This window comes from Lewinella sp. W8 (genome assembly GCF_004375085.3).
GTDB lineage: Bacteria > Bacteroidota > Bacteroidia > Chitinophagales > Saprospiraceae > Neolewinella.
In genome coordinates this window covers 166,121-183,869 of the sequence record NZ_SNAQ03000007.1, presented here as the reverse complement: position 1 = coordinate 183,869, position 17,749 = coordinate 166,121, and the positions used below count along the sequence as shown (strand labels likewise).

Below are 17,749 nucleotides of genomic sequence, written 5' to 3'. Positions count from 1 at the left end.
GTTTAGTCGGAAATCAGAATTTACCCGCTTCCGGCCAAGTCCGGATCAGTGGGTATGAATCTCCATTTTCGAAAACACCTCCGGATGTTTGGCCCTGAATTCCCCGAGGCTGCCGGACGTCAACCCCGACAAATCGACGTTTTCCCGGATGCTCCGCCGTATTTCCAGCAATTCAGAATAACCGTATAACAGCCTGATTTTCTGAGCGGCGATTCCGTTTCCGGTCGGCGGCTGATCCCCCACAACAAAAAAGCTGAATACTTCCGCAAAGTCTTCCCCGGGGTTCGTGGCCGCGTACTCACTCACGAAGCGGTCCCGGTAGCGGTTATAGGTCCGCGTAGGGTTCTGTTCATCGTGCTCGGCGTAGATGTCCTTCCACCCCAGGTCATAGAGAGTATTGATGTAGGAGTTGCGGAAACTACACCCCTCTCCGGCAAAGAAATAGGGGCAAGTACCGGCCTCTTCCTGAGCGTCTAACTGCGATTCATTCAGGCTCACGATGTGCCCGAACTCGTGAATCACCACGAAGGTAAAAAAGTCATTCAGATCGGCTGCGGACAGATCCGTGGCCGCATCGATGGCCAGTCCCATCCGCCACCGGCTCAGGTCACTGGGGTCAATGGGTTCTACGTAGCCCTGAAATTCTCCGTCTCCGTAAAAAACGATGAATTCGGTCAGGCGGCGGCGGTGGGCAGCATTAAAGAGCTGGGTCACGTAGTCCCACATGGCCAGGTGCCGCCCCTTATCGTCCTGGTAGCGCTGCAGCGAGGCATTAACGTTGAAGTCCTGGACCAGCTCAATTTGGCTACCGACCACCCGGTACTGACTCAGCAGGCCATCTTCCTCGGGGTCAAGACCACCGTGGTCAATTTCCGGGTCAACTCCTTCATCCGGTAAAATGTCTTCCCGTTCCGCACAGGAGAAAACCAGTAACGCAAGCAACAGCAGTAGCGAACACTTTTTCATGGGGTATTGGTTGAGGCGGCCCCGATCCTGAGGAAGGAAAACCGCGGTGGAAAAAGTGTAATGCTGTCAGAATAGGCGAAGGGGAGTTGCGGAGGACTAGCCGGGAGAATGGGTCCTGCGGGTGGGGATGGTGATCAATTTCTCCACTTAAATGAAAAAAGAAGTAAAAAAATTGTCGTCCATTGAATCCACCCGGATTCTTTTCTCGTAAGTACACCCGAACTGTATTTCCAAAAAGCCTACCATGCTGTAGCCAAATAAAATTGTCAGAGGTTTTTTTCGAACACTAGAACAACAATTTACTTGAGATCCTTATTCCAGTTCTCCTATCTGAAGGAGCTGATGCACGATTGCCCCCTGACCATGGTTGGGGGGCAATCTTTTTTTAAAAAAAAGCGGACAGCAGGATTGACCCCCTACTGCCCGCATCCAAAGCTAAAAAGGTGTGATTGCTGAGGCTGACACCCACGCGGGGCACCAGCGTCAGCCGTTAGACTGATCGTTGTTGTTGTCGGATGTAATCCAGCTGTTTAGAAATATCATCGGGGTGCTTACCCACTCGCCGGCCGGCCCGGCGGTGCCGGGCCTTCCGGGAGGAGTGTTCAAATCAACGGAGGACGAAAACCACGCCGCTGGCGCAGTGCCTCCACTAGTTCGTTTAGTCTACTTTGTCGTGCAGGTAAGCGTTGTCCTGCTTCAGCGGCACGTTCTCGTCGTCGCTGATCGTCCACCGGCTCATCTCCTGATGGTCGCTGGGGCTTACCTGATCGAGTTGAATGTTCCGCCGCAGGTAGGCCGGCTGGTTTTCCAGCTCATTGACCACCTTGGGGTTGCTCAGTTTGGGCAGGCTCTGACGGTTGCGGAGTTCCCGGCGCCGTTCGGCATCCCGGGCCTCCATCTCCTGTCGTTGCGCCTCCCGACGCGCTTCCTCTTCGTTCTGCAGATAACTCTTGGCGAAACTGGTTTCGTCCCGACGCTTGGCGCGCAACCGGGCCTTGGCCTCGTCCAGGTTTTCAAATTCGAAGGTGGGTGCACCGGACTCCTCACGGTTGTACCCCACGGGGTCACTTTCCCCGGTAATGTCCTCCAGGCTGACCCGACGGACGGGTTGCTCGGGCTCCTTCCGGTCCGTGTCGTCCAGGTGCACTACCCGGCGTTCCGGAGCTTCCTTGGAGAAGACGGACTTCCGGTCACCGAATCCGGTGGCGATTACCGTCACGCTGATGTGGTCGCCCAGACTCTCGTCGAAGCAGTTACCCCAGATGAGGTCCGTACCGTATCCGGCTTCTTCCTGTACGAACTCCGTGATTTCGAAGATCTCGTCCATGGTCACCTCACGCGTACCACTGGTGATGTTCAGCAGGATGTGGCGAGCGCCCTGGATGTCGTTGTCTTCCAGCAGTGGGCTGTGAAGCGCCTGGTCCACGGCCTGACGGGCGCGGTCTTCTCCTTCTGCGGTGGCGGTACCCATGATGGCGACCCCACTTTCCCGCATGACCGTGTTCACGTCTTCGAAGTCAACGTTTACGTAGCCGGGAACGGTAATGATCTCGGCAATGCCGCGGGCGGCGGTCGTCAGGATATTATCCGCCTTGGCGAAGGCTTCGCTCAGGTTCAGGTTACCGTGAATCTGCCGCAACTTGTCGTTACTGACCACGATGAGGGTATCCACGTTGTCCTTCAGCGACTGTAGCCCCTCCATACCGTTGTTGGCCCGGCGACGCCCCTCAAAAGTGAAGGGAAGCGTGACGATACCTACGGTGAGGATATTCATCTCCCGGGCCGTTTTGGCAATGATGGGAGCGGCTCCGGTTCCGGTGCCACCACCCATACCCGCGGTCACGAAGAGCATTCGGCAGTTATTGTTGAGGTACTTTTTGACCTCCTCAATACTTTCCTCGCAAGCAAGCTTGCCCACATTGGGCTTGGAGCCCGCTCCCCGGCCTTCGGTCAGGTTGGGCCCCAACTGAATTTTGGTCGGCACCGGGCTCAACTCCATGGCCTGATGGTCCGTGTTACAGATGGCAAAATCCACTCCGATGATGCCCTGGCTATACATGTGGTTGACGGCATTTGAACCACCGCCACCAACGCCGATTACTTTGATGATGGGGCTTTCGCCCTGTACAATATCAAACGTCATGATTTATTTTTTTGCGCCCGTCGCGCTGTCCTCAGCGGGTTCACACCTTTTTTGAAACCCAGAAATTCGGATGGGGTAACGGGCTAATTCGGGCACCTTCAGTGCCCGGGTTAGTTATGATTATGAAAAGTACACCAGCACGTCATCCGGATCGTTTTCCGGGCAACGGCGTGCAGGTGCCGAGGAGTGCCGAAGGAGCCATGAATAAAGGATCAACATTCAATCCTTCCGTCATTCCTTCCTTCAGTCCCTTTCTAGAAGTCACTGTCTGGTTCCGCTTCGAACCATTCCTTCGTTTTACGGAAGACGTTATCGAACCAGTTCGGACCGTCGTTGGCCGTTGCCGGCTCCTTGACGGCTTCCTTGGTGTCTTCTTTGGTTTCCGTTTCTTCGGCCACGGGCTTGGCGGTAGCGGGACGAATCTTCCCGGCATCAATGTCCGCAAAGCCCTGCAGCAGCAGACCTACCCCGGTAGCGTAGATCGGGCTGGTGAGTTTCTCCTGGTAACCGTGCGCAAGGTGCTCGATCGGCGTACCAATGCGGGCCGTCAATCCGGTGTGCAGCGCGGCCAACTTTTCCAGGTCACGCAGCAGAGCGCCTCCGCCCGTCAGGACGATTCCGCCGATCAGTCGCTGACCGTCAAATCCGGCCCGGCGGATTTCCCACAGGACGTGGTCGAGAATCTCCTCGGCGCGGGCCTGAATGATCCGGGCCAGGTTCTTCTCGCTGATCTCCTTGGGCTCACGGCCACGGAGTCCCGGAATGACGATCACCCGGTTTTCGTAGACCTCGCTGGCCAGGGCACAGCCATAGCTAACCTTGAGTTTTTCGGCGTGGTGCTCCATTACGGTGCAGCCCGCCTTGATGTCTTTGGTAATCACATTACCGCCGAAGGGAATCACGGCCGTGTGGCGGATGATTCCGTCCTGAAAAATGGTAATGTCCGTAGTTCCTCCGCCGATGTCGACGAGGGCTACACCAGCCTGCTTTTCGTCCTCGTAGAGAACGGAGGCGGCGCTGGCAATGGGCTCCAAGGTTACGCTGGCCATCTCCAGCCCCGCACGCTCCACGCAGCGGTGGATGTTGTTGCTGGCCGTAATCTGGCCGGTAATGATGTGGAAGTTGGCCTCCAGCTTGGAGCCTGACATGCCGATGGGATCGGTGATCCCCTGTTCGTTGTCCACGGTGTATTCCTGGGGAATGACGTGGAGAATCTTGTCGCCCGGTGGGAGTACCAGCTTGTGTACGTCACTGATCAGGCGATCAATGTCACGCTGGCTGATCTCCGACTGTGCGTTGTCCCGCATCATCATCCCGCGGTGCTGCAGGCTTTTGATGTGTTGGCCGGCGATGCCGACGTGCACGGTGTCGAAGGTCGTCCCGCTGGCCTCTTCGGCCAGACGACGGGCTTCCGAAATGGCGCGTACGGTCTTCTCGATATTAGAGACAACGCCGCGCATGACGCCCTCGGATTCTACCTTTCCGGTTCCGAGGATTTCCAACCGTCCGTAAGCGTCCCGTCTTCCAACTAGGGCGCACACTTTGGTGGTGCCGATATCCAGAGCGGCAATGGTTTGTGGTTGAGTGGTATCAGTCATAATACATCCGATTAAAAACAGACCGGTTTGTGTAGGGTCATTACGCTCACCGGTATTAAATGGGTTGCTTCTTTATCTTTTTCGGGCGACGACCTGGTCCGAATAGCGCAAATCAAAACTGGAGTATTTGCGCCACCCTTCGTAGGGTAATCCTTCCCGATAAAAGGTTTTTAGCCGGCGCAGCCGCGCCGGTGTTTTTGTCTTGTCGTAGCGGCCCAGGTAGATGATCTGATCCCCCACTTTGGGAGCCAGGATCAATTCTCCCTGGTTGTTGACGTAAATCTGCTCCACGAGGGCGTCGAGAAATTCGTCTTGCCGCAGGTAATGAGCCAGCTCCACCAATTCGGTAAGCTGGTGTTTTTCGTCTTCCATGAAGTTGCGGGACCATACCACCACGTTCCCGGTCACGACGGGTACCCGGGCGGTATAGGTATCACTGAGTGGCATCCGCACGCCGTTTTCGTCCAGGTAGTAATTCTGGGAGTTATTGGCGATCACCCGCAGTAGGGGGACCCGCTGCGTCACTTCAATGTTCAGTTGCAGTTTGGCGTCGACGTAGGCATCGGCATCCGCCACGAAGGCCTGTCCCTCCAGCACACGCTCTACTCGCTCCACGTCAATGTCGGCCAGGCTCAACTCATCCATCGGTTTGGTGAAGGAGCGGCTCAGCAGATCGAGCAGTTCAGCTTCGGTCACCAGGGCTTCGCCGTCGGGAAGGGGTAAGACCACCGGGGCCACGGTCACCACGTGGCTGGCTTCGCGGGCCGTGATGGCCGAAATGGCCAGCATCCCGACGATCAGCGCCACGCCAATCCATCCGTAGGTGCGGACGCCCTGCAGCAGCCGCAGGCCCAGCGAAAGTTTTTGCTTCTTCCTAGCCATGTTGTACGGGTTTTTGGTGTTGGTCAACGATTTTAGGGACCAGCGCATCAATGTCACCGGCACCTAACAACAGTAATACGCCGTCGCTTAGTTCCGCCGTGGCTTCGAGCATTTGCTCGTCGGAGAGCAGTCGACGATTCGTCAACCGCATCTTATCGTAAATCAGCTGGGAGCTCACTCCGGGCAGGGGTTCTTCCCGGGCCGGATAGATAGGAATCAGGATGGCCTCATCCAGTTCATCCAGGGCCAGGGCGAAGCCGGCCGCAAAGTCTTTGGTCCGGCTGAACAAATGCGGCTGAAATACTCCCCGGATAGTTTTGCCGGGATACAGTTCCCGGGCAGCCCCGATGGCCGCCTCCAGTTCCGTAGGATGATGCGCGTAATCGTCGACGATCACGATTTTATCGGACCGCAGGACGGTCTCAAACCGGCGGGCGATCCCCCGGAAACTGGCCAGGCCCTTCCGCAGAGCGTCTTCCGTGCCTCCGGCCAGGAGGGTCACCGCACAGGCGGCAACGGCATTCTCCACGTTATGTCGCCCGGGAAGGGCGGTGCGAATGTCCTTGATTACGTGCCCCAGGGGATCCCGGAGGTCGAAGTGAAAAGCACCATCGCGTACGTGGACGTTCTGGGCGCAGTAGTCGCCGGCTCCTACTCCGAAGGTTTGGGCGTGAACGTTTTCCAACCCTTCGAAGTGGTGCACCACATCGTGGCGTACAAGTAGCCGACCTCCCGGCTGTACGCGCTGAGCGTAGGCCCGGAAGCCCGTTTCCAGCATTTGCCCGTGGTCGCCGTAAATGTCCAGGTGATCAGGGTCAACGGACAGGATGACGGCAATTTCCGGATTGAGGTTCAGGAAACTCCGGTCGTATTCGTCGGCTTCCACCACCACCCAGTCGCTGGCACCGTGAACGTAATTCCCCGCAAAGTCGCGGGCGATGCCCCCCAGGAAGGCCGAGGGCTCTAGCCCGGCGGTCTTCATCAGGTGGGTAGTAATTGTTGTCGTAGTGGTCTTGCCGTGGGTGCCGGCAATACCCACGCACTGCATTCCCCGGCTGATTAGCCCCAGGACCTGAGCGCGCTTCAATACTGAATATCCGCCTTCCGTGACTTTGAGCATCTCCGGAAACTTGGCGGGCACGGCCGGCGTATACACCACGAGGGTATCGGGTCCCGCCGGGGGAATAGCCTCCGGCCGGGCCTCGTAATGGACCGGAATACCCTCCTCCACCAAAGCCCGGGTGAGCGGGGTCTCGGTACGGTCGTAGCCGGACACACTCAGTCCGCGCCGCTTGAAGTAACGGGCGAGGGCACTCATGCCGATGCCGCCAATGCCGATGAAGTATACCGTCTTGATGTCCGCTAACTGCATCAGTTCGTACTTGGGGTGGGTGAAGAAATCAGGGTGAGGACTTCCTGGGCGATCCGGTGCACACCGTCGCGCTGCACCATCTCGGCCGCGCGCTGTCCCAGTCCCCTTCTGCGGGCATCATCATCCAGCAACTCGTACACCGTTGGGATGAGGGTCCGTTGTGCTTCGACGTCTTTGACGTAAACGGCGGCGTCTTTGGCCGTGAGGGCCAGTACATTTTTCGTTTGGTGGTCTTCCGTTACCCAGGGGGAAGGCACGAAGATGGCGGCTTTCCCGAGGTACTGCGTTTCGGCAATGGTCGTAGAACCCGCCCGGCCAATGACCAGGTCCGCGGCGGCGTAAGCTTCGGCCATGTCGTCCACGAAGGCCGTGATGGTAACGTTGGGCAGCTGGGCGGAAGCACAGTCTTTGAAGCTTTCGTAGTAATGCTTGCCACACTGCCACAACCACTGCACCTGCGGACGCGCCGCCAGCAACTCTGTATTGTCCCGCAAGGCCTCGTTCAGGGAACGTGCCCCACCGCTACCGCCCATGAGGAAGACCGTTTGGGGAGCTTGGTCGTTCCGGCTTGCGGAGAGCTCCAGGGCCTTTTCCAGCATGTTCTCCCGCACCGGGTTGCCGGTGATTACAAGTTTACTGGCCGGGAAGTAACGTTCCATTCCCTCGAAGGCCACGCAGATTTTATCCACGTGCTTACCCAGCCACTTATTGGCCAGTCCGGCGAAGGCGTTGGGTTCCTGAATGAGCGTAGGCACTCCCATCTTGGCGGCGGCAAAGAGCGCCGGTCCACCGGCGTAGCCTCCCGTTCCCACGGCCACGTCCGGGCGGAACTCTTTGATAATTTTGCGGGAGGTCCACAGGCTGTGTACCACCTTGAAGGGAAAGCTCAGGTTATCCAGCGTCAGCTTGCGCAGCAGACCCGAGATCCACAGACCGCGGATTTCGTAGCCCGCCTGGGGAACCTTATCCATTTCCATTTTTCCCAGAGCACCGACGAAGAGGAATTTCGTATCGGGCCGCAGACGCTTCAGTTCGTCGGCAATCGCGATGGCCGGGAAGATGTGTCCCCCCGTACCTCCACCGCTGACGAGTACCCGCAGCGGCGCACTATGGGCTACTGTCTTAGGTTGCATCGGCGGTTACGGCTTCGATGTATTTCGACACGGAAAGAATGATTCCGAACGACACACAGGTGAATAAAATACTCGTTCCTCCCATACTGATCAGGGGCAGGGTTAGTCCCGTAATGGGCAACAGGTCGAGGTTTACGGCAATGTTGAAGAAGGCCTGCAGGAGCAGGGCCAAACCGATTCCGAGGGCCACCATCGCCCCGAAGGCTTTTGAGCTTCGGGTAACGAGGCGTACTATCCGGAAGAATAGCAGCACGTACAACAGAATTACGGCACAGCCCCCAATGGCCCCGTATTCCTCCACGATGATGGAGTAGATGAAGTCCGCGTGGGCACTGGGGACGTAGTTCCGTTGGGTAGAATTTCCGGGCCCTACCCCGATGATCCCTCCGTTGGCCATGGCAATCTGCGCCTTGGTGATCTGGTAGCGTTCGTCATTGCTTGCCAGTTCGGGGTTCATGAAGGTTTCCAGGCGGTTCTCCCAGGTCTTGGCCCGGGGCAGCAGGTCCGGATACCGGGCTCCGATCATCACCATCAGGCTGAATACGCAGATACCCAGCAGAATCAGCATCACGATGTACTGCAGCGCTACGCGCCCAACGATCATCATGAGGATGCAGATGAAGAACAGCATCACCGCCGACGACAAGTCGTTTACGGCAATGAGGGCGCAGATCAACAGTATCGGCAGGATGATGGGAACAAAGGCCTCTTTGAAGTCCTTGATGACGTCCTGCTTGGAGCCGATGGATCGGGCCACAAAGATGATCAGGGCCAGCTTGGCGAAGTCAGACCCCTGGAAAGTAAGCCCGATGAAGGGTATTTCAATCCAGCGCTTGGCGCTGTTGATCTCCACCCCGAAGGTATTGGTGACCAGCAACAGGGCCACGGCAATGACCATCATGGCCGGGGCCCACCGAGAGTACTTCGTATAGGCCAGCAGGTGGCAAATGTAGATGATCACCAGTCCGGCACCGAGAATCACCCCGTGCTTGAACAGGTAGTAACCGACCTCTCCGGCCCGCTTTTCGTAGGCCAGCGTAGAGGCTGAACTGAAAACGGAAAGCATGGAAATGATGGCCAGCAGAACGACTACGGCCCAGATCACGCGGTCTCCCCGCAGCTCCGTTGCTATGCGTGTAGAGATGTTCATGCGTGCTGGGTTTTAACGGCCTCGCGGAACTGGTCTCCACGATCCACGTAATTTTTAAACAGGTCAAAACTGGCGCAAGCCGGACTCAGCAAAATGCGGTCCCCGGCCTCAGCGTAGTATCCCGCCAGCTGCACGGCCACGGTCATGCTGTGCGTGGCGTGAATCTGAGGCACCACTCCGGCAAAGGCTTTGCGTAGTTTTTTCGCATCGATGGCCAGACAAATCAGCGTATGGACCCGACCGCGAACGGTCTCGACCAGCAGATCATAATCGTTGCCCTTATCCGTTCCGCCCGCAATCCAGACGGTGGGTTCTTCCGTGGCGTCCAGGGCAAAGAAGGTGGCGTCCACGTTGGTGGCCTTACTGTCGTTGATCCAGGTACGCCCGTCCGCGGTGGGTACCACTTCCATGCGGTGGGGCGCGGGGGAGAAGCTGTCCAGCCCCAGCTGGATTTCCTGCTCCGTCACGCCCAGCATCAGGGCGATTCGGATGGCAAAGAGCGCGTTGAGGGCATTGTGCTTTCCGCGGAGCAAGCCCGTTTGCAGGCTAAATTCAAAGCCGTCCACCAGCAAGCCGTCCCCATTTAGGTCCGTGGCGTCAATGGTCGTGAGCTGGCTTTGCGCATCACGGCGACGGAGCGCAGGTTCAATGACCTCGGTATCGCGGAGCAGCAACAGTTGATCATCCCGGCGTTGCGCCATGCTGATCCGCAGTTTAGCGTCGGCATACCGCTCCATCTCGTAGTTGTAGCGGTCGAGGTGATCGGGGGTAATGTTCAGCACCGCGGCAATGTCGGGGCGGAACTTTTCGATGCCGTCCAGCTGGAAACTGCTCAGCTCCAGGACAAAAATATCGGGCGTTTCGTCTTCCAGAAGCAGGCGGGCAAAGCTGTCCCCGAGGTTTCCACCGGCTACTGCCTTTAGTCCCGCAAAGTCCAGCAGGTGATGGGTCAGCATGGTGGTGGTGGTCTTGCCGTTGCTGCCGGTGATGCCGACGATCTTGGCTCCCCGCGGAGCGTAGCGGAAGGCAAATTCAATCTCGGAAATCACGGGGATTCCTTCCGCCCGGAGACGTTCGACCATGGGTACCGAATCGGGGATCCCGGGGCTTTTCACCACCAGATCGGCGCTAAAGATGCGGTCTTCGGTGTGTCCTCCGGTCTCAAACTCCACGCCGTCCTGCCGCAGTTCTTCGAGGTAGCGTTCCTGTCCCGCTCCGGCATCGGAGACAAAGACACGATGCCCCTTGCGGCGCGCGAGGCGCGCCGCGCTGGCTCCGGACTCTCCGGCTCCCAAAACAACTATGTAGGCGGCAGCAGACATACTAGGATTAGCGGAGTTTGAGGGTGAGGATGGTGGCCACGGCCAGCAACAAACCGACGATCCAGAAGCGGATCACGATCTTGGTTTCCGGCATGCCTTGTTTCTGATAGTGGTGGTGAAGCGGAGACATGAGGAAGATGCGCTTCCCTTCTCCGTATTTTCTTTTGGTGTATTTGAAGTAGGCGACCTGCAGGACCACGGAGAGGTTCTCCACGACAAAAATCCCGCACAGCAGCGGCAGGAGAAGTTCCTTGCGCAGCAGGACCGCCAGGGCGGCAATCACGCCCCCCAGGGCCAGCGATCCGGTGTCCCCCATGAAGACGGAGGCAGGGAAGCTGTTGTACCAGAGGAAACCCAGACAGGCCCCCAGCAGGCAACCACTGAAAACGACCAGTTCCTGGGTGCCGGGAAGATGTAAAATCCCCAGATAATTCGCGGCAATGGCGTTACTGCTCACGTAGGCGAATACGGCCAGCACAGCCGCCACGATGGCGGAGGTTCCCGTGGCCAGGCCGTCCAGTCCATCGGTAAGGTTGGCGGCATTGGAAATGGCCGTCACCACAAATACGATGAAGGGCACGAAAAGAATCCAGACGAGCTGTCGGCCGATACCGAAGATGTTTTCGTAGGCCAGAATGCTGTCCTTTACGAAGGGAACATTCGTGATGGTCGTGCGGTAGTTGGCCCGGATAACGGTTTCTCCGTTGGCCAGGACGGTGGTAGCGGGTGCTCCCACCTGGTCTTCCACACTAAGCCCGGCCGCTTCGGCTTCGGCTACGTCCATCCGTACCGTCACCTGCTCGCTGAACAGCATAATGGCGGCGATGAAGATGCCGAGCCCCACCTGCCCCATGATCTTGAAGCGACCCGCGAGGCCGTCCTTGTTCTTGCGCTTGATTTTCAGGTAATCATCCGTAAAGCCAATGAGCCCCATCCAGACGGTAGCCACCAGCATGGTGATCAGGTAAATATTGTCCAGGCGGCCCATCAGTAAACAGGGCACGAGAATGGCCAGCAGGATGATGATCCCGCCCATGGTGGGCGTTCCTGCCTTCTGCTGCTGCCCCTCAAGACCGAGATCCCGGATGGACTCTCCCATCTGCTGCCGCTGCAGCAGCCGGATGATGCGCCGCCCGGTCACCATGCTGATCAGCAGGGAGATGATGATGGCCACGCCGGCCCTCACGCTCAGGAAGTCCAGCAGTCCCGCTCCGGGATAATCCCCCAGAACACCTTCCAACCATTCCATGAGACTAATTAGCATGGGCGCGTGTGTTTAGGGCCTGAAGAAGTTCAGCTTTATCGTCGAAGGGAAAACGTTGCCCCTTGATTTCCTGGTAGGTTTCGTGGCCCTTGCCGGCCACCAGAATCAGATCTCCCGTGCGGGCGAGCTGCACCGCCGTACGGATCGCACTGCGGCGGTCCGCAATTCTCAGGGTGCGGGGGCGCAGAGCCGTATCCACTCCGGCTTCCATGTCGTTCAGGATCGCTTCAGGATCCTCAGAACGGGGATTGTCACTCGTCAGGATCACCTGGTCGGAAATGGTGGCGGCGATGCGGGCCATTTCGGGCCGCTTGGTGCGGTCGCGGTCGCCACCGGCGCCGACGACACAGAGGATGCGCCCTTCGGCGCCCATCAGGGACCGCAGGGTTTCCAGCACGTTGCGCAGGGCATCCGGGGTGTGGGCGTAATCCACGATGGCCGTCAGGGCACCAGCGGGATCGGTCACGTGTTCCAGACGTCCCGGAGCGGCGGAGAGCCGGCTGATGGCCAGCAACACCTCGTCGTGTTCCTGCTCGAGTTCCATGGCCACTCCGTAGGCGGCCACCAGATTGTAGGCATTGAAGCGGCCCAGCAGTCGGGTGAACAGCTCGGTACCGTTGATTTCCAGTTGCAATCCCTGGGGAGAATTCTCCAGGATTCTGCCCCGGTAGTCCGTCAGTTTGCGCAGACTGTAGCCCCGCTTGGTGGCGGAAGTGTTCTGTAGCATCACCGCTCCGTTCTTGTCGTCGAGGTTGGTGAGGGCAAAGGCCGTGGCGGGAAGTCCGTCAAAGAAGGCCTTCTTGGCGTTGAGGTAGTTGCGGAAGGTCTGGTGATAGTCGAGGTGATCGTGAGTGATGTTGGTAAAAACACCTCCGCGGAACCGGAGCCCGACGATCCGGTCCTGATCCACGGCATGGCTGCTGACCTCCATGAATACGTAGTCGCAGCCCGCCTCGCGCATCGCGTCCAGGTTGGCGTTGATGGCCAGGGCGTCCGGGGTAGTGTGGGTAGCCACCACCTTTTCCTCGCCGATCCGAACTTCCACTGTGGACAGTAAACCCACCCGGTATCCGAGGGCCGTAAACAGGTCGTGCAGCAGGGTCGTTACGGTTGTTTTTCCGTTGGTGCCCGTCACGCCCACCAGCTTGAGGTCGCGGCTCGGACTACCGTAGAAGGTATCGGCCAATTGCGCCAGGGCGGTGGCCGAACTGGCCACCCGGATCATTACCGGGTGATCCTCATTATTCTTTGCTTCCTGCTCCCAGGCCTCCAGGGCCTGGCCGACCACGGCCACGGCACCTGCGGTGATCGCCCGCTCGATAAAATCATGCCCGTCTACCTGAGTGCCGGGAACGGCCACAAACAGATCACCGGACGCCACTTTGCGGGAGTCAAAGGCAAGCCCACTCACCTCACGACCTTCCACCCGGCCGGAAACGGCCAGTGGCGAAATGCGATCGATGAGTTGAGTGAGCTGCATGGTAATCAGGTTGCAATAATCTCAGAAAAAGGGATCGGCGGGTCGCCGATCGTTGATTGGGAGTATGATGCTGTTTAGTTAAGAATTAGGGTTACGTCCCGACCGCGCTGACCGCGACCGTCCAGGTGCCATTTCTGATCAGTTACCCGGCCAACCCCCTGAGGGTGAACCCGATAGCCTTCATTTTCCAGTACATAGATGGCGTCGCGCAGCCGCATTCCCCGGACGTTCGGAAACTTCTGGGAAGCGGGATTGATGGGCTTGATGTCCACCTGCTCGTCGCCGGCGTCCACCACCACCAATTTGGTGTTTGGCAGGCTGTCCACGTCGACGTTCACGTAATCGAGCACCTCCACGATTTCGGGCAGATAGCCCGCATCCCGGTTGGGAAGCTGACTGGCGTACAGAACCGGCCGTGGTCCCTGGTTGAGGGGCTCGTGGACCTCGATCATGCTGTTGTGAATCCGGTCGGCAATTTCCCGGAAGACGGGGCCGGCCACCTCACCACCGTAGTATCCTCCGCGGCGCGGATTGTAGATGACCACAATGATGCTGTAGATCGGATTCTCCGCCGGAAAGTAGCCGGCAAAGCTGGCCTGGTATTCCTTTTTGCGGCGACGCTTACCGTAGTTCTGCTGACTGGTGCCCGTCTTGCCCGCAAAGCGGTACTGGTCCGTTTTCAGTTTCTTGGCCGTACCGCGTTCCACCACGCCCTCCATGAGGGTACGAAGTTGTTCGATGGTGCGCTGACCGGCAATTTGTTCGTCAATCACCGTGGGCTTGAACTCCTGGATGGTCTTTCCTTCCCGGCGCACTTCATTAACCAGGTAGGGTTTCATCATCTTACCGCCGTTGGCCACGGAGTTGAAGTAGGTGAGGGTCTGCAGCGGCGTCAGGCGGCTTTCGTACCCGAAAGCCATCCAGGCCTTGGACACCCCGGAGAAGGTGCTCGACGTCGTATCGTTGATGAAGGGCTGCGCCTCCCCCTCGATTTCCAGTCCCGTTTTCTCGTTGAGGTGGAAGGATTGCAGCTTCAGGGAGAACTCGTTGTCCGAGTAGAGGCTATCCACCAGCTTGGCCATGGCGACGTTGGAGGATTGCTCGAAGGCGTCCCGGACGCTAATTACCCGCCAGTTGCGGCTCAGGGGATTGGAGTCTTCGATGGTGCGATCGTAAAATTCCTTCACCCCGTTCTCGATGTCGATTTCGCTGTCCAGACTCACCTTATTATCGTCCAGCAGGGCCATCATGGTGGCCAGTTTGAAGGTGGAGCCGGGCTCGGTGGCCATGGCGATCGAGTAGTTGTACATCTCGAAGTAGTCCGTACCACTGGTGTTCTTGCCCAGGTTCGCCATCGCCCGGATGGCGCCGGTCTTGACGTCCATCACGATGGCACATCCCCAGTCGGGGGCATGGTCCCGCACGGCCCGGTCCAGGGCATTTTCGGTGATGTCCTGGATGTTGACGTCCAGCGTGGTGTATACGTCGGACCCCGCCGTGGGCTCCACGATGGCCAGGTTGTTGGTCGGCAGCCACAGGCCGTCTCCCACCCGGAACATTTCTTCCTTACCGCTTTTCCCGGCCAGGGCCTCGTCAAAGGCTCCCTCAATGCCGACCTTGCGGCCATCTACGCTCTTGCCGATCGTCCGGCGGGCCAGCCAGCCAAAGGGACGTTTTCTTTCGTCCCTTTTCTCCACGATCAGACCACCGCTCAAGCGTCCGCGGTTGAAGATCGGGAATTGCTTGATCTGCTGCAACTCCCGGTAGCTCACGCTTTCGGCGATCTTGTAATAGTGGCGGGCGGGCTTGTTAAGACTGTCCCGCATGGCAATGAGGCTGTCGCGCCAGGCACCAACCGTAAATCCGCTGTCTACGTACAGGGAAAGCATGTAGGCCAGGCTATCCAGATTATCGTAGTACACCTTCGGGGGCGCCACGAAGGGATCAAAATGCAGACTGAAGTAGGGCACCGAAGTAGCCAGCAGGTTTTCGTTGCGGCTGTAAATATTACCGCGTTCGGCCCGTACGGTCCGCTCCCGGAAATACTCCCGCCCCATTTGCTGGTATTCGGCCTGCTTCACGACCGCCACCTCTACCGTTCGCCACATCAGCAGGCCCGCCACGGGCACGACGATCAACGCCAGGATGGCGTAAATGCGTACCAGTACTTCGTCTTTAAAATTGAGGGCCACGGAGGGAGGATTGAGGAGTTAGGATTAAGGTTTGAGGCTTGTGAGTGAATTTATTTTTTGCTGGGGATGACGATTTTCTTGGGTTTTCCGCGGTGCATCCGCAGTCCCTCGTCCCGGACGTTCTCTACGACTTCCGAGCGCAGTCCGTTGTACATATTTTCGCTCTGCAGCGACATGTACAGCCAGCGTTGTTCTTTGATTTCCTCTTCCAGGACCTGGATGCGGCGGACATTGTATTCCGCGTAGTGGGCGTTAGCGATGTACAGCAGGGCCAGCCCGCCGAGGAAAGCGAGGTAGCCCAAATTGTTCAGAATAAGGGTGGGCACGTTAATCGTGTTTGCCCCCCGGCGTTTTGCTGCTGCCATTGTTTCACACCTTTTTGAAAGCCGGCCTTAACCGCCTTCCGTAAAAATCAGTCGTGATGCCTGAATCCGGGGCTCATCTCGATTCCTGACGAAGCAGGACGACCTAAGCCGACGAATCAATCATCACTAATCCGCTCCCCTACCCTGAGTTTAGCACTCCGGGCCCGGGAGTTGCGCTGAATTTCTTCGGCGCTCGGCAAGACGGGTTTCTTAGTCAGGATTTTATACGGGCGGTCAATCTTCCCGTAAAAGTCCTTGATGACTTTGCCTTCCGCGTTGCCGGTTTTGAGGAAATTTTTCGTGATGCGGTCTTCCAGGGAGTGGTAAGAAATCACGACGAGTCGACCTTTGTTTGGTATCAGTAAGTCGGTGGCTTGCGCCAATAAATCAGTAAGTGCGCCGATCTCGTCGTTGACTTCAATCCGCAGCGCCTGGAACACCTGTGCCAGGTAGCGCGCCCGGTTTCCCCTTACCAGTGGATCGACGATGGACAAAAAGTCCTGAATCGTGACGATCTCCTGCTGCTCCCTTGCCTCGGCGACGGCCAAAGCCAGGGTGCGGGCGTTGCGCACTTCTCCGTACTCCCCGAAAACGGCCTGAAGCTCCTCGGCGGCGTAGTGGTTGACTACGTCGGCGGCGGTGCGGTCGGCAGCTTTCCCCATACGCATGTCCAGCGGCGCATCGAAGCGGTAGCTGAACCCCCGGTCGGCCTGATCGAACTGGTGGCTGGAAACCCCCAGGTCGGCGAGCAGCCCGTCGATACGGTCTACTCCGTGCAGGCGCAGGTAGTTGCGCAGGTGGCGGAAATTTGCGGCAACGAAGGTGAAACGGTCATCGGCGAGTGCATTGGCCCGAGCTTCCTCATCCTGGTCAAATCCGAACAGGCGTATCTCAGCATTTTTGGCCCGTTCGAGGATGAGGCGGCTGTGCCCGCCCCCACCGAAGGTTACATCAACGTAAATTCCTCCGGGGCGGAGATTCAGGTAGTCCACGCATTCGTGAGCCAGTACGGGAATGTGGTAATCCATTACAGATCGTTTTCCCGCGGAGAATCACCGAGCACTTCCTCCGCCAGCGCGGCCAGATCATCCGGCTCCTGCTCGAGGTAAAGGTCATATTCGGCTTCCGCCCATATTTCAATTCTGTCGTTCATGGCCGTCATCACGAGGTTCTTTTCCATTTTCGCCCAACTGACCAACCGCTTGGGAAGCAGGAGTCGATCGGCCGAATCAGGAACCACCTCGGTGGCGCCGCGATAGAAGGCCCTGACGTAACGCAGGTTCTGCTGGTTGTTTTTGTTGAGTGCGTCCACCTCCTGCTTAATCTCGTCCCATACCGGTTTCGGGTAAAGGGCCAGACAGTTGCCGAGGCCACGATTCACTACAAACTTCAGCGTATCACGGTCGCCCAGGTTTTTCAGCAGACCACTGGGAATACGGAAGCGCCCCTTTGCGTCAAGGGTAACTTCATATTCGCCAAGTAAGTCATACTGTGGTGCCATAAGCGGTTAAAACGGGATACACTTATCCCGTCGTGGAAGTAAAGGTAAGACCTATTCCCACAAGTTCCCACTTTTGCCCACAAAATTTCACTATTTTATTTCAAGCACCCCCGACCCGGGATACGCCAACGTCTATTTATATCAACTATTTGCATCAAAACGGGTAACAAATCTTCTTTTTGCGATCAAAATTTAGCTTCGATCCCCCACTCTTCCCCATTTTTTCACCAAACCAGTTCTAATCAACGGACTATAGCGGGTGGGAGAAAGTGGTAATCGGGGTGGTAAAAAGTGTACAATTAGTACACTTGCGCACCGAATCCCCCACAAGATACCCAATTTTGTTCTAAACAATACGACAAAATCAACTTTTGTGGGCAA

Annotated in this window: 14 protein-coding genes; all 14 read right to left on the bottom strand. The window is 57.6% G+C overall.

Going from position 1 to position 17,749, the window contains the following annotated elements; genetic code table 11:
- Positions 1–45: 45 nt before the first annotated feature.
- The 14 genes from E1J53_RS10055 to mraZ all read right to left on the bottom strand — a co-directional run bounded on the left by E1J53_RS10055 (position 46) and on the right by mraZ (position 17,368).
- Positions 46–966, bottom strand: coding sequence for a hypothetical protein (locus E1J53_RS10055; RefSeq protein WP_134272795.1), 921 nt, complete (start codon positions 964–966; stop codon positions 46–48).
- A gap of 658 nt (positions 967–1,624) precedes the next feature.
- The gene (ftsZ, locus tag E1J53_RS10050) at positions 1,625–3,109 is read right to left on the bottom strand and encodes a cell division protein FtsZ (protein WP_134272794.1); all 1,485 of its coding nucleotides are present in this window, start codon (positions 3,107–3,109) and stop codon (positions 1,625–1,627) included.
- A 254-nt stretch (positions 3,110–3,363) separates the two neighbouring features.
- Positions 3,364–4,707, bottom strand: a complete 1,344-nt coding sequence (ftsA, locus tag E1J53_RS10045) for a cell division protein FtsA (RefSeq protein WP_134272793.1) — start codon at positions 4,705–4,707, stop codon at positions 3,364–3,366.
- A gap of 72 nt (positions 4,708–4,779) precedes the next feature.
- Positions 4,780–5,589 (bottom strand): cell division protein FtsQ/DivIB, encoded by an 810-nt coding sequence (locus tag E1J53_RS10040; RefSeq protein WP_134272792.1) that lies wholly within the window; start codon positions 5,587–5,589, stop codon positions 4,780–4,782.
- Positions 5,582–6,961: a UDP-N-acetylmuramate--L-alanine ligase gene (gene murC, locus E1J53_RS10035; protein WP_134272791.1), complete on the bottom strand. Its 1,380-nt coding sequence runs from the start codon at positions 6,959–6,961 to the stop codon at positions 5,582–5,584. Before murC ends, E1J53_RS10040 begins: the two co-directional genes overlap by 8 nt.
- Positions 6,961–8,094, bottom strand: coding sequence for an undecaprenyldiphospho-muramoylpentapeptide beta-N-acetylglucosaminyltransferase (gene murG / locus E1J53_RS10030; RefSeq protein ID WP_134272790.1), 1,134 nt, complete (start codon positions 8,092–8,094; stop codon positions 6,961–6,963). The genes murC and murG overlap by 1 nt, the downstream gene beginning before the upstream one ends.
- Complete coding sequence (locus E1J53_RS10025; protein WP_134272789.1) at positions 8,084–9,244, bottom strand: FtsW/RodA/SpoVE family cell cycle protein; 1,161 nt, start codon at positions 9,242–9,244, stop codon at positions 8,084–8,086. The genes murG and E1J53_RS10025 overlap by 11 nt, the downstream gene beginning before the upstream one ends.
- Complete coding sequence (gene murD, locus E1J53_RS10020; protein WP_134272788.1) at positions 9,241–10,566, bottom strand: UDP-N-acetylmuramoyl-L-alanine--D-glutamate ligase; 1,326 nt, start codon at positions 10,564–10,566, stop codon at positions 9,241–9,243. Before murD ends, E1J53_RS10025 begins: the two co-directional genes overlap by 4 nt.
- 7 nt (positions 10,567–10,573) lie before the next feature.
- Positions 10,574–11,830 carry a phospho-N-acetylmuramoyl-pentapeptide-transferase gene (gene mraY / locus E1J53_RS10015; RefSeq protein WP_134272787.1) on the bottom strand — a complete coding sequence of 419 codons (1,257 nt, stop codon included), beginning with the start codon at positions 11,828–11,830 and terminating at the stop codon, positions 10,574–10,576.
- A complete protein-coding gene (locus E1J53_RS10010; protein WP_134272786.1) occupies positions 11,820–13,310 on the bottom strand; it encodes a UDP-N-acetylmuramoyl-L-alanyl-D-glutamate--2,6-diaminopimelate ligase in 1,491 nt (496 codons plus the stop codon). Before E1J53_RS10010 ends, mraY begins: the two co-directional genes overlap by 11 nt.
- Before the next feature lie 74 nt (positions 13,311–13,384).
- Positions 13,385–15,502 (bottom strand): penicillin-binding transpeptidase domain-containing protein, encoded by a 2,118-nt coding sequence (locus E1J53_RS10005; protein WP_134272785.1) that lies wholly within the window; start codon positions 15,500–15,502, stop codon positions 13,385–13,387.
- 50 nt (positions 15,503–15,552) lie between these two features.
- Entirely contained in the window at positions 15,553–15,828 is a 276-nt protein-coding gene (locus tag E1J53_RS10000; RefSeq protein ID WP_368671745.1) for an FtsL-like putative cell division protein, read from the bottom strand.
- A gap of 155 nt (positions 15,829–15,983) precedes the next feature.
- Positions 15,984–16,895 (bottom strand): 16S rRNA (cytosine(1402)-N(4))-methyltransferase RsmH, encoded by a 912-nt coding sequence (gene rsmH, locus E1J53_RS09995; protein WP_134272783.1) that lies wholly within the window; start codon positions 16,893–16,895, stop codon positions 15,984–15,986.
- Positions 16,895–17,368, bottom strand: a complete 474-nt coding sequence (gene mraZ / locus E1J53_RS09990; RefSeq protein ID WP_134272782.1) for a division/cell wall cluster transcriptional repressor MraZ — start codon at positions 17,366–17,368, stop codon at positions 16,895–16,897. The genes rsmH and mraZ overlap by 1 nt, the downstream gene beginning before the upstream one ends.
- Positions 17,369–17,749: the final 381 nt, after the last annotated feature.

Bases quoted from the DNA above. Each gene is read 5' to 3' on its own strand.
- E1J53_RS10055 (WP_134272795.1), bottom strand. From the start codon at position 966: ATGAAAAAGTGTTCGCTACTGCTGTTGCTTGCGTTACTGGTTTTCTCC.
- ftsZ (WP_134272794.1), bottom strand. From the start codon at position 3,109: ATGACGTTTGATATTGTACAGGGCGAAAGCCCCATCATCAAAGTAATC.
- ftsA (WP_134272793.1), bottom strand. From the start codon at position 4,707: ATGACTGATACCACTCAACCACAAACCATTGCCGCTCTGGATATCGGC.
- E1J53_RS10040 (WP_134272792.1), bottom strand. From the start codon at position 5,589: ATGGCTAGGAAGAAGCAAAAACTTTCGCTGGGCCTGCGGCTGCTGCAG.
- murC (WP_134272791.1), bottom strand. From the start codon at position 6,961: ATGCAGTTAGCGGACATCAAGACGGTATACTTCATCGGCATTGGCGGC.
- murG (WP_134272790.1), bottom strand. From the start codon at position 8,094: ATGCAACCTAAGACAGTAGCCCATAGTGCGCCGCTGCGGGTACTCGTC.
- E1J53_RS10025 (WP_134272789.1), bottom strand. From the start codon at position 9,244: ATGAACATCTCTACACGCATAGCAACGGAGCTGCGGGGAGACCGCGTG.
- murD (WP_134272788.1), bottom strand. From the start codon at position 10,566: ATGTCTGCTGCCGCCTACATAGTTGTTTTGGGAGCCGGAGAGTCCGGA.
- mraY (WP_134272787.1), bottom strand. From the start codon at position 11,830: ATGCTAATTAGTCTCATGGAATGGTTGGAAGGTGTTCTGGGGGATTAT.
- E1J53_RS10010 (WP_134272786.1), bottom strand. From the start codon at position 13,310: ATGCAGCTCACTCAACTCATCGATCGCATTTCGCCACTGGCCGTTTCC.
- rsmH (WP_134272783.1), bottom strand. From the start codon at position 16,895: ATGGATTACCACATTCCCGTACTGGCTCACGAATGCGTGGACTACCTG.
- mraZ (WP_134272782.1), bottom strand. From the start codon at position 17,368: ATGGCACCACAGTATGACTTACTTGGCGAATATGAAGTTACCCTTGAC.